The organism is Salinilacihabitans rarus (assembly GCF_024296665.1).
Lineage (GTDB): Archaea > Halobacteriota > Halobacteria > Halobacteriales > Natrialbaceae > Salinilacihabitans > Salinilacihabitans rarus.
In genome coordinates this window covers 1698954-1718552 of sequence record NZ_CP100762.1, presented here as the reverse complement: position 1 = coordinate 1718552, position 19599 = coordinate 1698954, and the positions used below count along the sequence as shown (strand labels likewise).

At 67.3% G+C, this 19599-nt stretch carries 21 protein-coding genes; 5 read left to right on the top strand and 16 right to left on the bottom strand.

Annotation, left to right across the window (positions count from 1 at the left end; genetic code table 11):
- Positions 1-83 precede the first annotated feature (83 nt).
- A complete protein-coding gene (locus NKG98_RS08965; RefSeq protein WP_254769315.1) occupies positions 84-1055 on the bottom strand; it encodes a transcription initiation factor IIB in 972 nt (323 codons plus the stop codon).
- Positions 1056-1245: 190 nt separating this feature from the next.
- On the bottom strand, positions 1246-1530 hold the full coding sequence (locus NKG98_RS08960) for a DUF357 domain-containing protein (RefSeq protein WP_254769314.1): 285 nt from the start codon (positions 1528-1530) through the stop codon (positions 1246-1248).
- A 103-nt stretch (positions 1531-1633) separates the two neighbouring features.
- On the opposite strand from NKG98_RS08960, the gene grxC reads away from it, so the two are divergent.
- On the top strand, positions 1634-2962 hold the full coding sequence (gene grxC / locus NKG98_RS08955; RefSeq protein ID WP_254769313.1) for a glutaredoxin 3: 1329 nt from the start codon (positions 1634-1636) through the stop codon (positions 2960-2962).
- Between the two features lie 52 nt (positions 2963-3014).
- On the opposite strand, the gene NKG98_RS08950 is transcribed toward grxC, so the two are convergent.
- A complete protein-coding gene (locus NKG98_RS08950; protein ID WP_254769312.1) occupies positions 3015-3188 on the bottom strand; it encodes a hypothetical protein in 174 nt (57 codons plus the stop codon).
- Between the two features lie 209 nt (positions 3189-3397).
- Positions 3398-5923 (bottom strand): BGTF surface domain-containing protein, encoded by a 2526-nt coding sequence (locus tag NKG98_RS08945; protein ID WP_254769311.1) that lies wholly within the window; start codon positions 5921-5923, stop codon positions 3398-3400.
- Positions 5924-6374: 451 nt separating this feature from the next.
- Here NKG98_RS08945 and NKG98_RS08940 point away from each other — a divergent pair, with 451 nt between their 5' ends.
- On the top strand, positions 6375-7379 hold the full coding sequence (locus tag NKG98_RS08940) for a hypothetical protein (RefSeq protein WP_254769310.1): 1005 nt from the start codon (positions 6375-6377) through the stop codon (positions 7377-7379).
- Between the two features lie 78 nt (positions 7380-7457).
- Here the strand turns inward: NKG98_RS08940 and NKG98_RS08935 are convergent, their stop codons facing one another.
- The 4 genes from NKG98_RS08935 to NKG98_RS08920 form a co-directional block, all read right to left on the bottom strand.
- On the bottom strand, positions 7458-8021 hold the full coding sequence (locus NKG98_RS08935; RefSeq protein ID WP_254769309.1) for a YdcF family protein: 564 nt from the start codon (positions 8019-8021) through the stop codon (positions 7458-7460).
- A 463-nt stretch (positions 8022-8484) separates the two neighbouring features.
- Entirely contained in the window at positions 8485-8679 is a 195-nt protein-coding gene (locus NKG98_RS08930; RefSeq protein ID WP_254769308.1) for a cold-shock protein, read from the bottom strand.
- A 282-nt stretch (positions 8680-8961) separates the two neighbouring features.
- Positions 8962-9321: a DUF7344 domain-containing protein gene (locus tag NKG98_RS08925; RefSeq protein ID WP_254769453.1), complete on the bottom strand. Its 360-nt coding sequence runs from the start codon at positions 9319-9321 to the stop codon at positions 8962-8964.
- 67 nt (positions 9322-9388) lie between these two features.
- Entirely contained in the window at positions 9389-10048 is a 660-nt protein-coding gene (locus tag NKG98_RS08920; RefSeq protein WP_254769307.1) for a helix-turn-helix domain-containing protein, read from the bottom strand.
- 207 nt (positions 10049-10255) lie between these two features.
- On the opposite strand from NKG98_RS08920, the gene NKG98_RS19100 reads away from it, so the two are divergent.
- A complete protein-coding gene (locus tag NKG98_RS19100; protein WP_425504403.1) occupies positions 10256-10465 on the top strand; it encodes a hypothetical protein in 210 nt (69 codons plus the stop codon).
- 137 nt (positions 10466-10602) lie between these two features.
- Here NKG98_RS19100 and NKG98_RS08910 read toward each other — a convergent pair whose 3' ends face one another.
- The 4 genes from NKG98_RS08910 to NKG98_RS08895 all read right to left on the bottom strand — a co-directional run bounded on the left by NKG98_RS08910 (position 10603) and on the right by NKG98_RS08895 (position 13443).
- Positions 10603-10968, bottom strand: coding sequence for a DUF7344 domain-containing protein (locus NKG98_RS08910; RefSeq protein WP_254769306.1), 366 nt, complete (start codon positions 10966-10968; stop codon positions 10603-10605).
- Positions 10969-11145: 177 nt separating this feature from the next.
- Positions 11146-11640 carry an Lrp/AsnC family transcriptional regulator gene (locus NKG98_RS08905; RefSeq protein ID WP_254769305.1) on the bottom strand — a complete coding sequence of 165 codons (495 nt, stop codon included), beginning with the start codon at positions 11638-11640 and terminating at the stop codon, positions 11146-11148.
- Between the two features lie 309 nt (positions 11641-11949).
- Entirely contained in the window at positions 11950-12561 is a 612-nt protein-coding gene (locus NKG98_RS08900) for a hypothetical protein (RefSeq protein WP_254769304.1), read from the bottom strand.
- A gap of 165 nt (positions 12562-12726) precedes the next feature.
- Positions 12727-13443: a DUF2270 domain-containing protein gene (locus tag NKG98_RS08895; protein WP_254769303.1), complete on the bottom strand. Its 717-nt coding sequence runs from the start codon at positions 13441-13443 to the stop codon at positions 12727-12729.
- Positions 13444-13699: 256 nt separating this feature from the next.
- Between NKG98_RS08895 and NKG98_RS08890 the strand changes: the two genes are divergently transcribed.
- The gene (locus tag NKG98_RS08890) at positions 13700-13825 is read left to right on the top strand and encodes a hypothetical protein (protein ID WP_343230440.1); all 126 of its coding nucleotides are present in this window, start codon (positions 13700-13702) and stop codon (positions 13823-13825) included.
- A 160-nt stretch (positions 13826-13985) separates the two neighbouring features.
- Here NKG98_RS08890 and NKG98_RS08885 read toward each other — a convergent pair whose 3' ends face one another.
- Positions 13986-14207, bottom strand: coding sequence for a hypothetical protein (locus NKG98_RS08885; RefSeq protein ID WP_254769301.1), 222 nt, complete (start codon positions 14205-14207; stop codon positions 13986-13988).
- Between the two features lie 309 nt (positions 14208-14516).
- Positions 14517-15245 carry an alanyl-tRNA editing protein gene (locus NKG98_RS08880; protein WP_254769300.1) on the bottom strand — a complete coding sequence of 243 codons (729 nt, stop codon included), beginning with the start codon at positions 15243-15245 and terminating at the stop codon, positions 14517-14519.
- Positions 15246-15560: 315 nt separating this feature from the next.
- On the opposite strand from NKG98_RS08880, the gene NKG98_RS08875 reads away from it, so the two are divergent.
- The gene (locus NKG98_RS08875) at positions 15561-17003 is read left to right on the top strand and encodes an FAD-binding oxidoreductase (protein WP_254769299.1); all 1443 of its coding nucleotides are present in this window, start codon (positions 15561-15563) and stop codon (positions 17001-17003) included.
- 8 nt (positions 17004-17011) lie between these two features.
- Here NKG98_RS08875 and NKG98_RS08870 read toward each other — a convergent pair whose 3' ends face one another.
- On the bottom strand, positions 17012-17803 hold the full coding sequence (locus tag NKG98_RS08870) for a VOC family protein (protein WP_254769298.1): 792 nt from the start codon (positions 17801-17803) through the stop codon (positions 17012-17014).
- 76 nt (positions 17804-17879) lie between these two features.
- Positions 17880-19571 (bottom strand): Na+/H+ antiporter NhaC family protein, encoded by a 1692-nt coding sequence (locus NKG98_RS08865; protein WP_254769297.1) that lies wholly within the window; start codon positions 19569-19571, stop codon positions 17880-17882.
- Between the last annotated feature and the right edge of the window lie 28 nt (positions 19572-19599).

Genomic DNA, 19599 nt, shown 5'->3' with positions numbered 1-19599 from the left:
AGCGGAGCTGAAAAAGGTTGCCGCGAATCCCCATCCGATGCCGACCGAACGGGCGGTCGACTCCGCGCCGGCGTGTGACCGGTTCAGGCCGGCGTCGCCGCGTCGGACGCCTCGAGCAGCTCCTTGTAGCGGTTGCGGATGGTGACTTCGGAGATGTTGGCGACGTCGCTGACGTCGTTCTGGGTGACCTTCTCGTTGGTCAGCAAGGCGGCGGCGTAGACGGCCGCGGCCGCAAGCCCCACCGGCGACTTCCCCGAGTGGACGCCCTCCGTCCGGGCGGCCTCGAGCAGTTCGCGGGCGACCCGCTCGGTCTCCTCGGAGAGGTCGAGGTCGCTGATGAACCGCGGGACGTAGTGTTCGGGGTCGGCCGGCTTGATCTCGAGGTTGAGCTGGCGGACGATGTAGCGGTACGTCCGGGTCAGCTCCATCCGGTCGACGCGGCTGACGGCGGCGATTTCGTCGAGGCTGCGGGGGGTGCCGGCCTGGCGGGCGGCGGCGTAGAGCGCGGCGGTGGCGACGCCCTCGATCGACCGGCCGGGCAGCAGATCCTCGTTGAGCGCCCGGCGGTAGATCACCGACGCCGTCTCGCGGACGTTCTCGGGGAGGCCGAGCGCGCTGGCCATGCGGTCGATCTCGCCGAGCGCCTGTTTGAGGTTGCGCTCTTTGCTGTCGCGGGTGCGGAAGCGCTCGTTCCAGGTGCGAAGCCGCTGCATCTTCTGGCGCTGGCGCGAGCTGAGCGCCTTCCCGTAGGCGTCTTTGTCCTGCCAGCCGATGTTCGTCGACAGCCCCTGGTCGTGCATCATGTTCGTCGTGGGCGCGCCGACGCGGCTCTTCTCGTCTTTCTCGCTGGCGTCGAACGCGCGCCACTCCGGCCCGCGGTCGATCTCGCCTTCCTCGACGACCAGCCCGCACTCCTCGCAGACGGTCTCGGCGTGCTCGGCGTCCGACACCAGCCGGCCGCCACACTCCGGACAGCGCTCCTGCTCGTCGGCTCGTTCGGTCTCCTCTTCCCGTTCGGTCTCACCCGTGTAGGTTCGAATTGTCGTGTCGGTCATGGTGGATGGGATGGTTACTCGGGGCTCCCGGGTGGGGTAACCAGAAGAAAACCCGGACGCCTCGGCTAACGTAGAGTTAGGCCGAAAGCCATATAAAGTTTTCGCCTGCTTAATAAACCCCCGCGTCGACGGTTATGTGCGTTTCGGTTATCGGATGATTGATCGTGATGGATATTCGATGGGGGTCCGGTTAAACGGTGAATAGGTGTCCGTCGGTCGGCACGTCGAAGAGGCCGACGCGCGCGCCGGCGTCGAGCCAGGCGTGGCCGTACGAGAACGACGCCAGCGCGTTCACGAGGTCGCCCTCCGCGCGGAAGTGTCGGCCGTCTTCGAGGTACGACGCGGCCATCTCGTAGCACTCGTCGGCGGCGGCCGCCATCGGCGTCCCCGCCGGCGGGGCGACCGTCGCCGCCTCCAGGGCCTCCGCGAGGAGGTCGCCGTACCGGTTCGTCTTCTCCTCGAGATCCGCGGCCATGTCGGCCCCTCGCCCGGCACCGACGTAAGGGCATCGACGCGGCGCGGACCGGTCACCCCGTGGAGCGCAAGGCGTTTACGGCGGGTCTCCGAACGTCGTATACATGAGCGAGCAGCCTCGCGTCGAGATCTACACCAAAACGCAGTGCCCCTACTGCGAGAAGGCCAAGACCCTCTTCGAGGAGAAGGGCGTCGCGTACGAGGAGTACAACGTCACCGGGGACGAGGAGCTGTTCGAGGAGATGGTCGAACGCGCCGACGGGCGCAAGACCGCCCCCGAGGTGTTCGTCGACGGCGAGCTGATCGGCGGCTGGGACGACACCGCCGCGTTGGCGGAGACCGGCGAACTCGACGAGATGCTCGGCCTCGTCGCCGACGGCGGCGAGCCCGTCGACGACGTCGTCGAACACCGGCGGCTTCTCATCGCGGGGACCGGCATCGCCGGCCTCACCGCGGCGATCTACGCCGCGCGCTCGAACAACGAGCCGCTGGTCATCGAGGGCGACGAACCCGGCGGCCAGCTCACGCTGACGACCGACGTCGCCAACTACCCCGGCTTCCCCGACGGGATCAGCGGCCCCGACCTCGTCGAGAACATGAAAGAGCAGGCCCGGCAGTTCGGCGCCGAACTGAAAAACGGCATCGTCGAGCGCGTCGACGCCTCGACGCGGCCGTTCCGGGTCGAACTCGCCAGCGGCGACGTCTACACCGCCGACGCGGTCATCGCGGCCTCGGGCGCGAGCGCCCGCACCCTCGGCATCCCCGGCGAGGACGACCTGATGGGCTACGGCGTCTCGACGTGTGCGACCTGCGACGGCGCGTTCTTCCGTGACGAGGACATGCTCGTCGTCGGCGGCGGCGACGCCGCCATGGAGGAGGCGACCTTCCTGACGAAGTTCGCCGACACCGTCTACATCGCCCACCGCCGCGAGGAGTTCCGCGCCGAGGACTACTGGATCGACCGCGTCCACGAGAAGGTCGAGGACGGCGAGATCGAGATCATGAAGAACACCGAACTGGTCGAGATCCACGGCTCGAAGGAGGCGGGCGTCGACCACGTCACCCTCGTGCGCAACGAGAAGGGCCACCCGACCGACCGGCTGGACGACCCCGAGACCGAGGAGTTCGACTTCGACGTCGGCGCCGTCTTCCTCGCGATCGGTCACACCCCCAACACCGACTACCTCGAGGGCACGGGCGTCGAGACCGACGCGGAGGGCTACCTCAGCACGCAGGGCGGCACCGGCGGCGGCCAGACCGAGACCGACGTCCCCGGCATCTTCGGCGCCGGCGACGTCGTCGACTACCACTACCAGCAGGCGGTGACGGCCGCGGGGATGGGCTGTCAGGCCGCCATCGACGCCGACGGCTACCTCGAAAGCGTCGAGCGCGCCGCCGCCGAGGGATCGGAGGCGACCGCCGCCGACGACTGAGCCGCGACGTTCCCCGTTTTTCTCCGCGTTCGTCGCCAGGAGGCGACGACGCTCACCGTTGCATCCTGTCGGCGAGCAGCGCCGCGAGCGCGACGCCCAGCGCGAACCCGGTCGAGAGGCCGAGTACGGTGTCCCCGTAGGCGGCCACGAGCGCGACCCCGATCCCCATGCCGACCGCGAGGCCGATCACGAGCGCCTTCGCGTTCGTCCGCAACGTCGGATCCATACCGACGACTGACGGGCGGACGCCTTCAAGCCAGCGACCGGCGTCGACGTCGGGTCGCTCGTCCGAGAACCGGCGGCCGCACGCAGCGTGTCCGCGACGCGTCGACGCTCGACGGCTGTCGGACGAGTGCCGCGGCTACGCGGTGTAGCGTCCGATAAAAGGAATGTGGCGCAAGGGCCGGCGAATGCCGGTGGTTCAGCTACTGATGCTTACTCCTGCTTGCGCAGGGCGAGCATCGCAGCGGCGAGCAGGGCGACGAGCGCGACCGCGACGCCGAAGCCGGGCTGGCCGTCGGAGTCGCCGTCGTCGGAGTCAGAGTCGGAGTCGGTCTCCGAGTCGGAGTCGGAGTCCGAGTCAGAGTCGGAGTCGGAGTCCGAGTCGGAGTCAGAGTCGTCGTCCGTGCCGCTGTCCTCTTCGACGGTCAGCGTACCGGAGGCCGACTCGTTACCCGCCGTCACGGACCACTCGATGTCGCCCGCTTCGGAGGTGTTGATGTCGTAGCTCTGCTCCCAGGTCTGACCGGACTCGAGGAACTTCGTGTCGGAGTCGACTTCCTCACCGTTGATCGTCACGGTGTAGTTGAAGTCCTCGGTCTTCTCGTCCGGGCTGGGGTTCTCGAGCGTGACGCCGAGCGCGGCGTCACCGTCGACCGTGACCGAGCTCGGCGCGTCAGTGCTGAGCTGGGTGTCGGCCGGGACCGTGTCGGATGCCGTGATGACACCCGAGGTGATGTCCGAGTTCTCCGTACCCCGATTATCGGAGACGCTGATCGATTCGATCACGTCGCCATCGGAGTAGGCGCTGGCGTCGAAGGTCGCGGAGATCGTACCGTCGTTGGCGACGGTGGCGTCAGCGAGGTCGACGCGGTCCGGGAACTGCACGCGGTACTGGACTTCCGTACCGGGCGCGATGTTCGTCTCGGCGGTGATCTCGGATTCCTTCGTGTTCTGGACGTAGAGGTTGTCGTCGTCGTCGGTCGAGCCGACGAGTTCGATCGACCGCGCGTCCATCGAGACGGACGCCGACGCGACTTCTTCCTCGTCCGTGGCAACGTAGTCGTTCTCGTCAGTCGCCGTGAAGTTGAGGTTCCAGTCAGCGTCGCTGTCGACGACCTCCTGGAAGTCGCTGTCGATCTTCTTGACGACGTAGAACTTGTTGTCGTCCGGCATCGGGATGTACGTCACGCCGACCGTGCTGTCAGTGTCCTCGTGGCCAGTCAGGCCGATGGTCGGCGGCGTGTCGTAGCGCGATTCGGCCGTCGAGTTCAGCCAGAATTCGAGGCCGTCGCCATCCTGAGCGGCCCAGCCGTCGTCGTCGAAGGCGTAGCCGTAGATGCCCGAGGCTTCGACCTCGGCGACGAAGTAGTCGCCGCTGGCGAAGTCGTTAGTCGCACTGCCGTGTTCGTCGAGGAACGACGCGATGTCGTCGCTGTCGGCGGGGTCGTCTTCAGCAGACGGGGTGGTCCAGGTGTCGATGCTCTCGCCGATCGAGCCCTCGTTCAGGTAGAGGAACGAGACGTCGTCGACGCTGGTAACCTCACCGTCCTCGGTGCCGATGTCGGCAGCCTCCTGACCGACTTCGATCGTGTACGTGTCGGGGATCAGACGCTGCCCTTCGCTGATGCCGTACTGGTTGATATTACTCTCGCCGGAGCCATCCTCAGCGGTGTAGATGGTAGCGTTTTTGGCGGTGATCGTGTCGTCGTCGTCGTGACCAGCCTTGTAGCTGTTGAACGTGAGCGTGACGGGGTCGACGCCGGGGTTGTCGGCCTCGATGTAGAAGTTCGCCCAGTACTCGCCCTCACTGTCTTCGATCGTCACGTTCGCGTTACTGGCGCCGCCGACGAAGTCGAGTTCGAACTCGACTTCGTCACCGGCTTCCTGGTCGTAGTTGTTGCTGTCGAAGAGGACCTGCGGGTCGTCGGCCTCGATGACCGAGAGGTCGAGGGTGGTCTCGGCCGTCGTGTCGGCGACGCTCACGGTGACGTTGTAGTCACCGAGGTCGGCGTCGCTGAGGTCGAGGGAGACATGTTCCTCGTTGGAAACCTGACTGACGACCGCGTAGTTGTCGTGGACGTAGGCGCTGTCTTCGACACCGAAGATCGAGGCGACCTCTTCACCGCTGAGGCTCTCGTTCTCGTACTCCATCGAGATCTCGAGGTCGACATCGTCGCCACGGTTGGCGCTCGTGTAGTTGAGCGCGGTGGAGGCCGTGTCGGCACCGGCGTTAGCCTGCGTGAACTCGGTGTCCGAGATGTCCTGCTCGACGACGCGGAACACGGGCGAAGCGTTCGAGCCGTCGTGGAAGTAGTACGGCTCGTTGTGCTCGAACGTGTCGGCGTCGACCGTGAAGCCGCCGTCGTCGTACCAGACGGTCTTCACGTCCTCGTTATCTTCGTGATCCGAGGGGAAGCCCCTGAAGATCCGAAGGTTCTGTTCTCCCTCCGTGGTGACCTCTACGTTCTGACCGATGTAGAGATCACCGATACTGTCCGCAGAGATCGGCTCACTAACTGTCGTGTCCCAATCCGCCTGGTGTTCTGCCGCCGCCGCGCCCGCGAAGCTCGCGGACATGGCAAAGACGGACAGAATCATAAGCGCGGCAAGGGCGACTGCGCGGCCCTTTTGGCGATATGATGTGTTTCCTGTCATGGTTATCGTTTGTATGATCTTATCGTTCGGCAACAGCACCTTTCCAGCCCAACCACGGATTACCGCGTTCAGGGCCGTACTCACTACTGTCACCCTGGGTAGGGGTACAATAGACACCGATGAACCAGTTATATAAATGCTTTGTGGTGACGAGTTCGCGCGTAGTTCCGAAACACGCACACCGCACCCGGGTTCGACCGGGTATACGCCCCGTGAGGACGTCTAGAGCGCCCGACTGGAGCACATAACTCCTCCGGCCGATCACGTTTCGGCGGCCGAACACGTCCGACGTACCGACTTTCGGGGTCCGACACCGGTTAATATCGTCTTTCGGCGTTCGGCGGCGCGGGTGTCACACGCGCAACGGGTGTCCCGGCCGACGAGAGGCGGGTAGGTACGCCGTCTCTCGCCCACTTGTCTCACGCACACGTGTCAAATTAAAATAAGTGACGTCGCCGTCGTTCACAGCCGATGGTTTCGGCCGGAGTATCGAAACAGAAAACTCATACGGGGCACTCACGAAAGTTACTCCAGCATGACCCTCCGCAGACGCGATACGTTGAAACTCGCCGGTGCCGCGGTCGCCGCCTCGACGGTCGGCACCGCGGGCTGTCTCGACGCCGTCGGCTTCGGTGACGACGGCTACGACCGCTGGCTCGCCGCCCGCGACGAGGGGGTCGCCTTCGCGTACGCCGACGTCGCCGAGATCGACGACCTCGAAGAGGACGTGAGCCCCGACGGGGGCGGCACCGACCCCGACGACCCCCTGCTCGCGATCCCCCGCGGCGGGGCCGTCCTCGTCGGCCTCGCGGCCAACGTCGCCCTCGCCGGGACGGGCCTCGACGCGCTGGTCTCGCTCGACGACGACGAGGCCGACGACGCCTACGACTCCACGGTCGAGGGACTCCTCGTCACCGGCGCCATCGTCCTCGAAGGCCAGTTCGACGTCGAGGAGGTCGACGAACTCCTCGGTACGGCCGACGGCCTGTTCGAGCGCCGGTACGAGCGGACCGACGAACTCGGCGACTACGACCTCTACCGACCCGCCGACGACGGCCTCGGCGACGGCGCGGTCGTCGTGAGCGACGAGGTGGTCGTCCAGGTGTTCGACGACGATCCGGAGGCCGTCGTCGAGGAGGCCCTCGACGCCGCGGCCGGCGACGCCGAGCGCGCGGCCGACGCGTTCGACGGCTTCGGGTGGGCCCTCGAGACCGCCGGCGAGGGCCAACTCGTCGTCGGCGCCTTCGGCGAGGACCCCGAGACCGAAGGCGAGGTCGCCCCCGGCTCCGAGGACGCCCCCGACCCCGACGAGGCGATCGAGGGGGTCGACGGCGCCGACGGCTTCGTCTGCTCGCTGTCGGCCGACGCCGAGGCCCGCGAGACGGTCGCCGAGTTCGCCGGCATCTTCTCCGGCCTCGACGACGGGACCGAGGCCGACCTCGAAGCGGTCCTCGGCGCCTCGGCGACGGAGACGTCCGTCGAGATCGAGGACGGCCGGGTCACCGCGACGGCGACCTGGCGCGACGAAGGGACGGAGTGAGAAGCGAGGAGCGAGGAGACGGGCGAAAGCACCCGCACCCGGAGTTTCCGTTTCGTCTCCCGAATCGGGAAGGCGGCGCTACACCCGAGACGACGACGCGTGTCGCGCGTCGTAACACTCGTGGTTCGTGATCAGCCGGCGTTCGATCGCCTCGACGTCGCCCGGTGAAATCGAGTCGAAAAACCGGCGTGCCGACCGAAAACTGCGACGTTCCGCCGGACACTCAGGAGACGTCGCCGTCGAAACCGCGTACGAGGTATCGATCCGACGCTCGGTTCCGAAACACTGCTCGAAGACGTACCTCGACCGGGGCACGTGATAGTCCGCGGTCACGAGGAACAGCGAGTCTACCGTCCGGTCGAGGTCGTCGACGAGACGGCGCGAGAAGTACCCGTTTCCGACGGTGTCCAGGGCCCGGTCCTCGACGACGATCCGGTCGGGATCGACACCCCGTTCGAGAGCGTACTCCCGCATCACCTCACACTCCGCCCGCGGCACCGCCGGATTCGTGTGCCCGCCAGTGAACACGAGCGCCGACGCGGTCGTCTCGCGAACGGCCGTGATGCCGGCGTCGACGCGCGCTCGGAGGTGGGGGTGAATCGCGTCACCGGCGAGGCGGTGTCCGAGCGTAACGACGACCATGGTTTCGCCAGCGAGCAGTCGTCTATGAACGTTTCGAAGCCGGTCGGTGAGGGAGTTCGAAACTCGGACAGCTACCTGTGGAGATGCGAGTCGGCCCGCTGGCGGGCTGTGACGGCCCCGAAGTGCAGCGACGGACCGGCCGCCGTCTCGGGGAGACGGCCCGCCCGGGACGATGTGGTCGCCGCAGTCGTCGGCCCGGCCCGTGCCGGTGGCGACGACGCTCGCGCCGACGGTCCCGCCGACGGCCGTGAGGAGCTGTCGTCTTCGCACGGTCGAACCACAGGGAATGACCAATAGCAAATCGAATGTCGGACGCGTTGCAGGCGGTGAGAACTCGCCGGAGTCGACGAGAGGGCGTGACGACGACAGGCTCCGGGCCCACGAGAGCGCCAGCTATTGGGTATCGCGTTCGAAAAATGGAGTCACTCACTCGTCGCCGTGAGGCGACGGCTGAAACTCGGGATTAGTTGCGGACGACGTTCGCCGCGCGGGGGCCTTTGGGGGCCTGTTCGATGTCGAAGTCGACATCCTGTCCTTCTTCGAGGTCCGGACCGCCAACGTCCTCCATGTGGAAGAAAACGTCCTCGTCCGCGTCCTCAGTCGAGATGAAACCGTAACCGCCAGTGTCGTTGAAGAAATCAACCTTACCGTTTGCCATTGCTTCTAAAGGGATGGCGGGGGCACGGATAAGGCTTCCGAGGGTGACGGTACCACGATCCGACCACTCCCGGTCGGCGGAAGTACACACCGACTCCGACGGAAGTCCGCCGGTAAAAACTGGCCTGCTGGAGACACTCGCTGTATCCAGCACGCGGCTGCCGTCGGCTACCGGAGGGGTGAATCACGGCCCCGGTGACGCCCGCACCCGAACTGACCGCCGTCTACGTCGCTGAGGAACCCATCGAGAGTCCGCATCGAACCGGGGAGGCCCGATACGAGTTCACAGTTCGACGGGGCGCTGGAGATCGGGATCGGCATCGACGATCGCGAAGAGCGACGGTTGCAACTGGTCGAACCGTTCCGTCGGGACGACGTGTTGGCGCTCCGGGTCGTATTCGACGACCCCTGCCGACGCTAACCTCGGGATGTGCTCGTGAGACAACGCGAGGCGAATCTCCGCGAGCACCGCTTCGGAAGCCGCTGTAACCGGCGTTTGATGATTGTACTTCAGTATCACCTTCGAGAGATCGTTCACCGTCAACGTCCGGCGTTCTTCCGCGAGTACCGCGAGCACGATTCGACGGTGCTGGTCTCGACAGAGGTCGAGCACCGTGTCGAATTCGATGGAATCCCCGCTCATCACGTCCACCGTAAGCGGCTACCACGGCTCCACGTGCCTTTTTAGTATTCAACACCTTTTTAATCCGCTATCGGGAGGAAGCCGCGACGCCGGTCAGCGTACTCCCGAGGACCCGTTTGATGCCCCGCCGGAGACGAGAGGCGACGGCTTGCTCCGAGATTCCGAGGTCGTCACCGATGTCTTCCATCGTCACCTCGCGCGGGGATTCGAAGTAGCCGCGGTCGTAGGCGAGCACCAGCGCCTCTTGTTGCTTCTCGGTTAGCGCCGCCTCGGATGCCGTCTCGACCGGCGTGAGCGCGTGCAACTCGGTCAGCGTGGTCGGGATGTCCAGCTCTCGACAGCGAGACTGAAAGGCGACGATGTCGCTTCGAGCGTCCCCGCGGATCTCGAACGTCCACTGCGTGTTCGTTCCGACGGCTTCGATGAGCGCGACCTTCGTCTCCGTCAACGCGGTCAGCACGTCGTCGTAATCGACCGCCCACTCGACGCGCAGCAGGGACTCGTCTTCGACGGCGTCGATGAATTCGATCTGTTTCACGCCCGGGTGTTCGGTGAACGCCCGTTCGACGTCGTCGACGGCAGTCCCTCGAACCCAGAAGTAGGGAATCACCACGTCTCGTGCGGGGACGATTCGCTCCAGTTCGACCGTCACGCCCGGCAGGCGTTCGAAGATGGTCCCCAGCGGGAACTTGTCGGACGGTACCGTAAAGGTTGCCTCGGTAGCCATCGGCCGAACTGTGGCGTTCCGGGCGTAAATACCCACCACGGGGCAGCGCAAACGAGGTGCGAACTAACCCGACCGTCCCGTTTCTCCAGCCCGTGACCGTACTGCCGACGGCGACCGTCGACCTCGGCCGGTCTCTTCGACGACGAGGTGGCCACGTCCCGCATCTCCACGCGTACCGATGGCCGTCGTGCGCCGTCGACCGACGGTGTGTCGCCTGCGTCACCGTTCGCGGCCAACGGGCCGGTCGAGCGCCTCCGGATCGACGTGGTCGAAGAGCGTGGTCCCGAGCGCTTCCGGGGAGTCCATCGGATCGACGTCCTCGACGACGGTGATCGTGCGGACGATAGCCGCTTTGGGACTCCCGTCGGCTGGACCGAGCGATCACCACCGTCGCAACTCGAACCCGAGTTCGTGTGACGTTCGCCCCGCGTTCGGAACGCCTTCCGGTATCTCTCAGCGATTCAGGGTTTCACCACGACCCGGGTAACGGCGTGGCAGTCCGTTTTGAAGGCGGCTTCGGCAGGTCCCTGGCGCTCGGTGCGGGCGCGGCCGTCCTACGGCCGGTTCCCACCGCAGATCCTGAGATGGGACTGGATTCGGTCATCGTGGTCGGTTAAGGCCACCGTCCCCCGGCTGCTATCGTATTCGATAAACCCCACGTCGTCCATCGACGGCAGGTGATTGTGTACGAGAGCGACTTCGATCCGGTCGACGTCGCCATCCGGTCGGCCGGCCGCCGTCCGGCGGCTTTCCCACGCCGCAATTTCCGCTGCCAGATCGCCCACTTTGATCGGCGTGTCGGCGGCCCGAAGATATCGAAGGCTGAATCGACGTCGCGGCTCGGCGAGCGTCGTGAAGATCGTGGTGTTGTTCGCTCGCTCCGTTGCCAGTGTTTCGATCTCGTGGGGAGAGGTAGCCATACGAATACCGTGGGCCCCCGCTCGGATAAGTGTTGTTCATCATATAATTTTCTCGTTGTGAAAAACGCAGTTTGGGGGCGACCGATCGCGGTTGCCACACGAGCGCGTGTGACTTCCCGTATTTTTCCCCCTCGGGATTGCGAATCTTACAACGAGTCAGAAACCGTGTGCGTGCGCCTACTCCTCTCGGGCACCCTGTTCACCGTCGTACGGGTCGGTGTAGAAGAAGTGGTCGAACGGTTGCACCCGGCGCTGGCGCAGGATCTCCGAACTCTCGATCGAGAGGCCGATCTCGTGGAGGGCGTCGGTGATACGACCGGTGTCGGCCGTTCCGGTTCCGACGGCTTCCACGTACAGGTTTTGGCGTCCGGTCAGCGTCTCTCGAACATCGACGACCCCGCGAACGTCGAGTATCTGCTCGACCATCGCTGCTCGTTCCGTCGGCGGTGCCGTACAGACGAACAAGAGCTGGAGCGGCAGGTTAGCCGTCTCGTAGTCGATTTTCGGATGATAGCCTTCGATGACCCCGGCGGATTCGAGTTGCGCGATCCGGTTGCGAACCGTACTCGCAGAGACGTCGACCTTGTCGGCGATCTGTTGGGCCGTGCGGTTCCGTGCATCGAGCTGGAGTTCGTGCAGGATACCCCGGTCCACGTTGTCCAGATCGACCATGCCGGCCACTCCACCGGCCACCTCAATAGCTGTCCGGGGTAGCTTACGTCTGCGAGTGACATCCTCCTCGCCGTAAACGGCGGGATTCCCTTCGTGCAGAAAGATAGAGGCACTGACACCGAAAGAGGCCGGACGGACCAGGGTACACGTACTCGCGTCCCGTCCTCGTCGAGATTGCCGCCGGGGGCAGCACAGAACGGTTCCGGCTGGTCGATACGAAAGCAGGGTCGTCGCCCGTCCGGCACCGTCCACACCGAGGCGACTCGCCGAACGGGGGACACGACGGTCGGCCCCCGAATCGAGCACCGGTCAGTGATACCGCTGTTCTAACTCGATTGCCCGCGCGACGGCTGCATCGAACCTCTCCCGGAGCTCCTCGCTGAACTCCCGGACGTGGCGATCCTGATCTACGAGCCGGAGCGAGTCCCAATCGTCGGCCTCGGTGGCGGAGTACAACTGTGTGAACCGTTGGCCGTCGTTCCCGTACGCGGTCACGATCACGTGAGGGGCGACCGTCCCGGACTGGGCGTCGCTCTGAGCCGGCCGCAGTCCGGTCGTTTCGCTCACGCTCACCCGGTTGAAGTCGGTCAGTTCGACGCTGAAGCCGCCGGTCCCGAGGTGCTGGATCAACCACTCCCGATCCCACTCCCGGGACTCTCCGGTCTCGACGTGGGTTCCCGTGACGGCGTCGACCGAAATGTCGTCGATCGTCCACTCCGAGAGCGTTTGCGAGTCCATCGTCTCTCTCGTCTGCGTGCGCACGTCCCCCTCCTGTATCCGATCGCCCTCCTGAACGCGAATGTAACGCGGCGTCTGTACCGGCAGATCAAGAAAGAGTTCGCCGGGGTCGAGAGTGATACGCGCCTCGACGCCGTCGATCGTTTGAAACGTGTGTCTCTGCATGGCATCGTGTTCGGGCATGGTGATGCGTACGCGGAGGAGACGGTTGATGTTGTTGTACGGCCCTCCGTGACGGTCCGTTCGGTTGTACGGTCGAGTGACTCCGTGTCGGCGAACGCCGCAGGTCCGAGCAGGCGTGACAGGCGCCGACCCGCCACGCTCCGTGGCGCTCGCGAGCGGACCGGGTTATCGTCGCTCGTCGTCCGTCTCCTTCCACCGGCCGGGCTCGACGCCGTGGATTTCGCCTTTCGCCTCGCGTCTGCCCGGCCAGAACGCGACCACCACGACCGTGACGTAGAACAGGGCCAGCGCCGTCGCGACGACCGACCCGGGGACGCCCGGGAGCTCCGCCGCCTCGGTCCACCGTGCCTCGGGGGTAAAGAGGGTGATCTTGGAGACCCAGGCGAGCCCGACGACGACGAAGAGCAGCGCGTACACCCGACGGAGCCGACGGGACAGGGCTTCGAGGAACGTGACCTTGAACGTCGGTTGGCGGAGGTCGTCGCCGATCGCTTCGCGCCAGTGGGGGTGGAGTTCGGCGTCCGCGGGATCGAACGCGTTCGCGAAGACGTTCTCCTGAACGAACCGGACTTGCGAACGCCAGACGTCGTAGAACCGGTAGCGACGGACCTCGAAGAAGAGGAACATACTCAGCAGCAACAGCCCGATCAACAGGAGATACGCCGGCGTCCCCTCGCTTGCGAACACGATCGAGAGCAACGCGGCGATCAGGGTGATCGCCCAGTCGGTCGTCCGGTCGAGTCGATCCTGTGCGCTGGTCGCCTGACTCACGCTGCCCCGATAGAAGTGCGGGACGAGCGCGAGGAACGCGTCCGGATCATCGCCGGCCGCGGCTGCAACTTCCGCATCTTTCGAATCGGGTTCGTCGGTCGGGTCACTCATGTCGGGTGTACGCGCCCGACCGGAATAACGTCTGGCAGGTCCGCGAGCCGACTCGCCGAACGGTGGCCGACCGCGTGCGGCGGGAGGGAACGGACCCGCGACAGCCCGCCTGAAACCGCCGTCGGGACGGCCAGTCGTCGCGGAGCGCGTGGCCCCGGCGGCACGCCCGGGCTATATACCGCTGGCGCGGGTAAGTGGGAACATGGCTCACGCCCCAGAACGCCCGGAAAAGTACGTGTGCACGGCGTGTCAGACGATGCACGCCGGTACGGTCGCGTCGTCGGCCGACGGCGAGCACCAGTACGAGCCGCCGGACGAGTGTGGCTGCTGCGGTGGAACGGAACTGGTCCCCGAAGAGAACTGGTCGCATCTCGCCCGGTGACGGCTCCCCGTGGGTGGAGATCACCGACGACAGCAGTCGCGCGTGTGGGACGCTCGACGAGCGGCCCGCGCCTGCAGTGCGGACGGAAGTCGGCCGACGAATGCGGTAAAAGAGCGACGAGGTGAAACGGACGGCCTGCAACCGTACCGACACACCTCGACTAGCACCGATCGCCGTCACCGGGCGACCACTCACACGCGTTTCCTGCCGTCAGGTCGTTCTCGTCGACGGACGCCGAGAGACAGGCGTAGTTACAGAAGTACGCCGGCGAGCCGCAATCGGCGGTGCAATCACGCACACAGATCGGGTCGTGGTCGAAGATACGGGAGCCACAGTACGCACACGTCTCGTCCGCATCGGGCGTCGTGATGGTCGTGGCCATACCGGTGTGACGAGGCGGGCCACGGAGAGTGTTTCGCGACCGACTTCGGAGGCGACGAAACCGTTCAGTTCGTCGCCCGTACCGACCGATCACCCGCTCTCGGGCCCTCCCTCTCCCCCGTGTCACGACCCGCCCGCGTCCGCGGCGCTGCCGCGGACGCGGGCGAACTGTACGAGACTCCCGAGCGCGGCGAGCGCGAGTCGGAGCCCGCACGCACCGACTGCGGGCGGTTCGAGCGAGGGGAACGGTGCGGGCAGGCGGCTACGAAGGCGGCCAGCCGGTCCCGAACGCGCCCGCGACCGGCGACGCTCAGGCGTCCGCGAGCCGGAACCGCACCCGCTCCTCCTCGGGGCCGCGGGTCTCGCGGCCGGTCACCGCGACGCGGCCGATCTCGGCCGTGCGCTCGACGTGCGTGCCCGCGCAGGCGGTCCGGTCGAACGGGTCGTCGGCGTCGCCGATCTCGACGATGCGCACCTCGGTGATCGAGTCCGGCAGGAGGTCGAGGCGCGTCCGCTCGGGGTCGAGCCGGTTTTCGGCGACCGCGCGGTCGAGGGTGTACCACCGCACGGGGAGGTCGGCGTCGACCAGTTCGTTCAGCCGGGTCTCGATGGCCGCGAGGTCGTCGTCGGTAAAGCGCTCGTACCGACAGTCCAGCCGCGCGCGGTCGGCGTACAGCTGATTGCCGGTCGTGGCGGCGTCGTACTCCGCGAGCAGGAGCGCCGAGAGCAGGTGCTGGGCCGTGTGGTAGCGGCTGTGGGCCCGCCGGCGGTCGGCGTCGACGGCGCCCGCGACGGTCGTCCCGGCCGTCGGCGGCGCGCCGTCGCCCGCGAGGTGGTGGTAGATCGTATCGCGCTTCTGGACGTCGACGACGCGCCACGTCTCGTCGCCGGCGCGGAGCACGCCCGTGTCGGCCGGCTGGCCGCCGCCCTCGGGGTAAAAGCACGTGCGGTCGAGCACGACGCGGTCGTCGACGACGCGCTCGACGGTCGCCTCGCAGTCGAGTCGCGTCGGGTCGTCGAGGTACAGGGGATCGGTCACGCGCGAGGAGAGGCGGGCGACCGACAAAAGTCGACGGCTCCGCCGGCGGGCCGGCGGCCGCACCGACCGGGCACCGGCTGCACGGACGGCAGCCCCTGCCGTGCCGGCAGCGGATAGCTACCTCCCGGTGGCGCCCGTACGGACGCTCGCGCGCGCCGCGGCCGGACCGGGGGTGGGACCCGTCGTGCGTGCGCGCCGGAGGAAGACGATGACACGCACGACACGGGACGACCGCGAGACGGACGGACGCGAGGCGCGCGACCGGACGGCCGGCCCGCGAGCGTTGACGCGGGCGCACACCGGGCGGGGGGCGCCGTGACGCAGTTGACCGTCGCCACCCGCGAGGGGGCGACGACCACGCTCCCCGAGGGGGCGGTCGACGCGCTGCGCCGGCGGACCCGCGGGCCGGTGCTGGTGCCGGCGGACGCGGGCTTTGCGGACGCGACCCGGCTCTGGAACGGCATGATCGAGAAGACGCCGGCGCTCGTCGTGCGCCCGACGGGCACGGCCGACGTCGTCGCCGCGGTCGACTTCGCCCGCGAGCACGACCTCGCGCTCTCGGTGCGCGGCGGCGGCCACAACATCGCGGGGACGGCGCTGGTCGACGGCGGCCTGACCGTCGACCTGTCCGCCCTCCGCGGGGTCGTCGTCGACCCCGCCGCGCGGACCGCGACGGCCCAGGCCGGCTGCCTGCTCGGCGACGTCGACCGCGAGACGCAACTGCACGGCCTCGCCACGCCGCTGGGGTTCGTCTCCGAGACGGGGCTGGCCGGCCTGACTCTCGGCGGCGGCTTCGGCTACCTGACCCGCCGGTTCGGCTGGACGGTCGACAACCTGCTCGCGGTCGAGATCGTCACCGCCGACGGGCGGGTCCGCCGGGCCAGCCGCGCGGCGAACCCGGACCTCTTCTGGGCCGTCCGCGGCGCCGGCGCCAACTTCGGCGTCGTCACGTCGTTCACGTTCCGGCTCCACGACGTCGGCCCGACGGTCTACGGCGGGCTCGTCGCCTGGCCGTTCGAGCGGGCCGACGAGGTCCTCGCGGCCTACCGCGCCCTCACCGCCGACGCACCCCGGACGCTGACGGCGTTCCTCATCGTGCGCCGGGCCCCGCCGGCGCCGTTCGTCCCCGAGGCGTGGCACGGCGAACTGATCTGCGCCATGACCGTCTGCTACAGCGGCGCCCGCGAGGACGCCGACGAGGCGCTGGCCCCGATCCGCGCGCTGGGCGACCCCCTCGTGGACCGACTGCGGGCGCACCCGTACACGACGCTCCAGTCGTACCTCGACGGGACCCAGCCGAAGGGCCACCACTACTACTGGAAGACGGAGTTCGCCGCCGAGCTAGACGAGGGGCTCCTGTCGACCGTGCGGGATCTGGGCGGCGAGTGTCCGATCCCGGAGGCGCAACTCGTCGTCGCACACGTCGGCGGGGCGCTCAACGAGCGCGCGCCGGACGACGGGGCCGTCGGCAACCGCGACGCGCGCTTCGTCTACGGCGCGGCCGGCAAGTGGGAGCCGGAGGAACCCCGCGCGGCGGCGTTCGAAGAGTGGATCCGCGACGCGTGGGCGCGGCTCCGGCCGTTCTCGACGGGCGGGAACTACGTCAACTTCCAGTCCGCCGACGCCGACGAGGAGCGCCTCCGGGCGACCTACGGCGCCAACTTCGACCGCCTCGCCGAACTGAAGGCGGCGTACGACCCGGCCAACCTGTTCCGGTCGAATCGGAACGTCCGGCCGGCCGAACGCGAGCGGGAGTGAGCGGGCGCTCAGAAGGGGAACAGCGACTCGGCCTCGGGGTCGCGTTCGAGCAGTTCGATCTCGTGGCCGTCGGGGTCCGTCGTGAACGCGTACATGTCGTCGTTGCTCGCGGGGTCGCGGTAGTCGGCGGCCTCGCGGACCAGCAGTTGCTCCCAGTCCTCGCCGAGGTCGTCGACGCGGACACAGAGGTGGCCCCACGCGTCGCCCATCTCGTAGCTGCGGCCGTCGTAGTTGTAGGTGAGTTCGACCGACATCGCCTCGTCGGCGGCGTCTTCGGGTTCGACGAAGTAGTTCGCGAACGTGTCGGCCTCCCAGCGGCCGGTCTCGACGTACTCGAACTTGCGGGTCCAAAAGCCCAGCGCCTCGTCGGCGTCCTCGACGCGGATCATCGTGTGGTCGAGCGACCACGTCGGGAGGTCGGGGTCGCGCTGGACGAGTTCGACCTCGTGGCCGTCGGGGTCTTTGACGAACGCGTAGCGGCCGCCGCAGGATTCGGGGTCGCGGTAGTCCTCGACGCCCCCGTCCATGAGCTGCTGGTAGTGGGCCTCGAGTTCGCCCTCGGGGACGCGGACGGCGATGTGGCCCCACGCGTCGCCGAGTTCGGGCGTCTCGCCCTCGTTGTGGGTGAGTTCGAGCATCGCCCCCTCCTCGCCGAGTTCCTCGGGGCCGAGGTAGACGATGGTGAAGCCGTCGCCCTCGTGGCGGTCTTTCTCCTCGTAGTCGAGGTGTGTCCCGTACCAGTCGAGGGACTCCTCGAGGTCCGACACCCGGATCATGACGTGGTCGAGCGTTCCGTCCATACGGGATAGGTCTCGTGCGGGCGGGAAAAGGGTAGCGAAGGCGGTCAACGCCTCGACCGCGACCGCGGACGGGCGCTTACTCGGCGCCGTGGGCGCCGGCCTCGGCCTCCTCGTCGCGGTCGACCTCCGGCTCGACGGCGGAGGCGATCGGGGAGATCCCCTTGCGGGCCGCGTCGAGTTCCGAGAGGCCGTAGACGAGGCCGACGAGCAACACCGCCCCCAGCGGGAGGTAGACGCTCGGGGGCACGCCGAGGTAGCCGTACAGCAGGTAACAGACCACGACCACGACGAGGACCGTCCCGGCGTAGTAGATCTGGGTGCGGACGTGGTCGATCAGGTCCGCGCCGGTGAACGTCGACGAGAGGACCGTGGTGTCGGAGATCGGCGAGGTGTGGTCGCCGGCGATCGCCCCGGAGAAGACGGCGCCGACGATGACCGGCATGACCTCGAAGCCGCCGGTCAGTTCGTACGCGACGGAGATCGAGATCGGCGTCACGATCCCCATCGTCGCCCACGACGACCCCATCGTGAACGCGATGAACGTGGCGACGAAGAGGACGATCACCGGGAGGATCGCCGGCGAGACGACCCCCTCGGCGGCGCCGGCGACGTACTCGCCGGTGCCGAGGGTCTCGGCGACGGTGCTGATCGTCCACGCGAGGACGAGCACCGTCACCGCGGTGAGCATGATGCCGAAGCCGTCGAGGACGGTCTCGACGGCCTCGTCGACGTCGACGAGGTCGTAGACCAGCCCGACGGCCATCCCGGTCGCGACCATCGCGAACGAACCCCAGATGAGCGCGACGGCGAAGTCGCCGAGGCCGACGACGTCGACCAGCACCGTCGCGAGCCCGTCCTCGGCTGCGGCGGCGCTGAGCGACGCCGTCGCCCCCGCTTCGAGCTGCTGGTCTACCCACGCCACGTAGCCGGTCCAGGCGGCGCTCGACAGCGTGACGGCGATCAACACGAGGATCGGCGCGAAGAACGTCCGCAGCATCGGGCGGTCGTCGACCGGCTCGCCGAGGTCCGCCTGCACCTTCTGCAGCGGCTGGGCGCCGGCGCGGTTGACCTCGCCGTGGCGCCACGAGCGGTGTTCGGCGTCGAGCATCTCGCCGTAGTCCCGGCGGGTGTAGACGACGATGCCGACCATGAGGATCGCCAGCAGCGCGTAGACGTTGTACGGGATCGACTGTACGAACGTCTGGAACGCCGTCGGCGCCTCCTCGCTGACCCCGAGGTCGCTGTAGGCGCTGCTGATCAGCGAGAGCTGGAACGCGACCCAGCTCGAGATGACGAGCGTCGCGACGGGCGCGGCCGTCGAGTCGACGATGTACGAGAGCTTCTCGCGGGAGATGCGCATCTCGTCGGAGATTTCGCGCATCGTGGAGCCGACGATGGCCGTGTTGGCGTAGTCGTCGAAGAACATGAGGATGCCGAGGATCCACGTCGCCAGACCGACGGTGCGCTGGGTCTGGAGCCGGGTGGTCGCCCAGTCCCGGACGGCGACCGCCCCGCCGAGCCGCCAGATCAGCGCGACGCCCGAACCGAGCAGCAGCGTGAACAGGAGGATCTGCACGTGGAAGCCGTCGTCGGCGATGATCGCCTCGACGATCCAGTCGAAGGTCTGATCGATCCCGATCCCCCCGGTGACGATGACGCCGCCGGACCAGATCCCGAGAAACAGAGACAGGATCGGCCGGCGCGTCCAGATCGCGAGCACGATCGCGAGCAGCGGGGGAACCAGTGATAGCGCCCCGAATTCGGACATACGTTGGCAGTTTCTCCTGCAACGGTAA

Bases quoted from the DNA above. Each gene is read 5' to 3' on its own strand.
- NKG98_RS08885 (WP_254769301.1), bottom strand. From the start codon at position 14,207: ATGGCCACGACCATCACGACGCCCGATGCGGACGAGACGTGTGCGTAC.
- NKG98_RS08925 (WP_254769453.1), bottom strand. From the start codon at position 9,321: ATGAGCGGGGATTCCATCGAATTCGACACGGTGCTCGACCTCTGTCGA.
- NKG98_RS08865 (WP_254769297.1), bottom strand. From the start codon at position 19,571: ATGTCCGAATTCGGGGCGCTATCACTGGTTCCCCCGCTGCTCGCGATC.
- NKG98_RS08890 (WP_343230440.1), top strand. From the start codon at position 13,700: ATGCACGCCGGTACGGTCGCGTCGTCGGCCGACGGCGAGCACCAGTAC.
- NKG98_RS08950 (WP_254769312.1), bottom strand. From the start codon at position 3,188: ATGGATCCGACGTTGCGGACGAACGCGAAGGCGCTCGTGATCGGCCTC.
- NKG98_RS08930 (WP_254769308.1), bottom strand. From the start codon at position 8,679: ATGGCAAACGGTAAGGTTGATTTCTTCAACGACACTGGCGGTTACGGT.
- NKG98_RS08900 (WP_254769304.1), bottom strand. From the start codon at position 12,561: ATGCCCGAACACGATGCCATGCAGAGACACACGTTTCAAACGATCGAC.
- grxC (WP_254769313.1), top strand. From the start codon at position 1,634: ATGAGCGAGCAGCCTCGCGTCGAGATCTACACCAAAACGCAGTGCCCC.
- NKG98_RS08895 (WP_254769303.1), bottom strand. From the start codon at position 13,443: ATGAGTGACCCGACCGACGAACCCGATTCGAAAGATGCGGAAGTTGCA.
- NKG98_RS08960 (WP_254769314.1), bottom strand. From the start codon at position 1,530: ATGGCCGCGGATCTCGAGGAGAAGACGAACCGGTACGGCGACCTCCTC.
- NKG98_RS08910 (WP_254769306.1), bottom strand. From the start codon at position 10,968: ATGGCTACCTCTCCCCACGAGATCGAAACACTGGCAACGGAGCGAGCG.
- NKG98_RS08905 (WP_254769305.1), bottom strand. From the start codon at position 11,640: ATGGTCGATCTGGACAACGTGGACCGGGGTATCCTGCACGAACTCCAG.
- NKG98_RS08920 (WP_254769307.1), bottom strand. From the start codon at position 10,048: ATGGCTACCGAGGCAACCTTTACGGTACCGTCCGACAAGTTCCCGCTG.
- NKG98_RS08935 (WP_254769309.1), bottom strand. From the start codon at position 8,021: ATGGTCGTCGTTACGCTCGGACACCGCCTCGCCGGTGACGCGATTCAC.
- NKG98_RS08940 (WP_254769310.1), top strand. From the start codon at position 6,375: ATGACCCTCCGCAGACGCGATACGTTGAAACTCGCCGGTGCCGCGGTC.
- NKG98_RS08965 (WP_254769315.1), bottom strand. From the start codon at position 1,055: ATGACCGACACGACAATTCGAACCTACACGGGTGAGACCGAACGGGAA.
- NKG98_RS08870 (WP_254769298.1), bottom strand. From the start codon at position 17,803: ATGGACGGAACGCTCGACCACGTCATGATCCGGGTGTCGGACCTCGAG.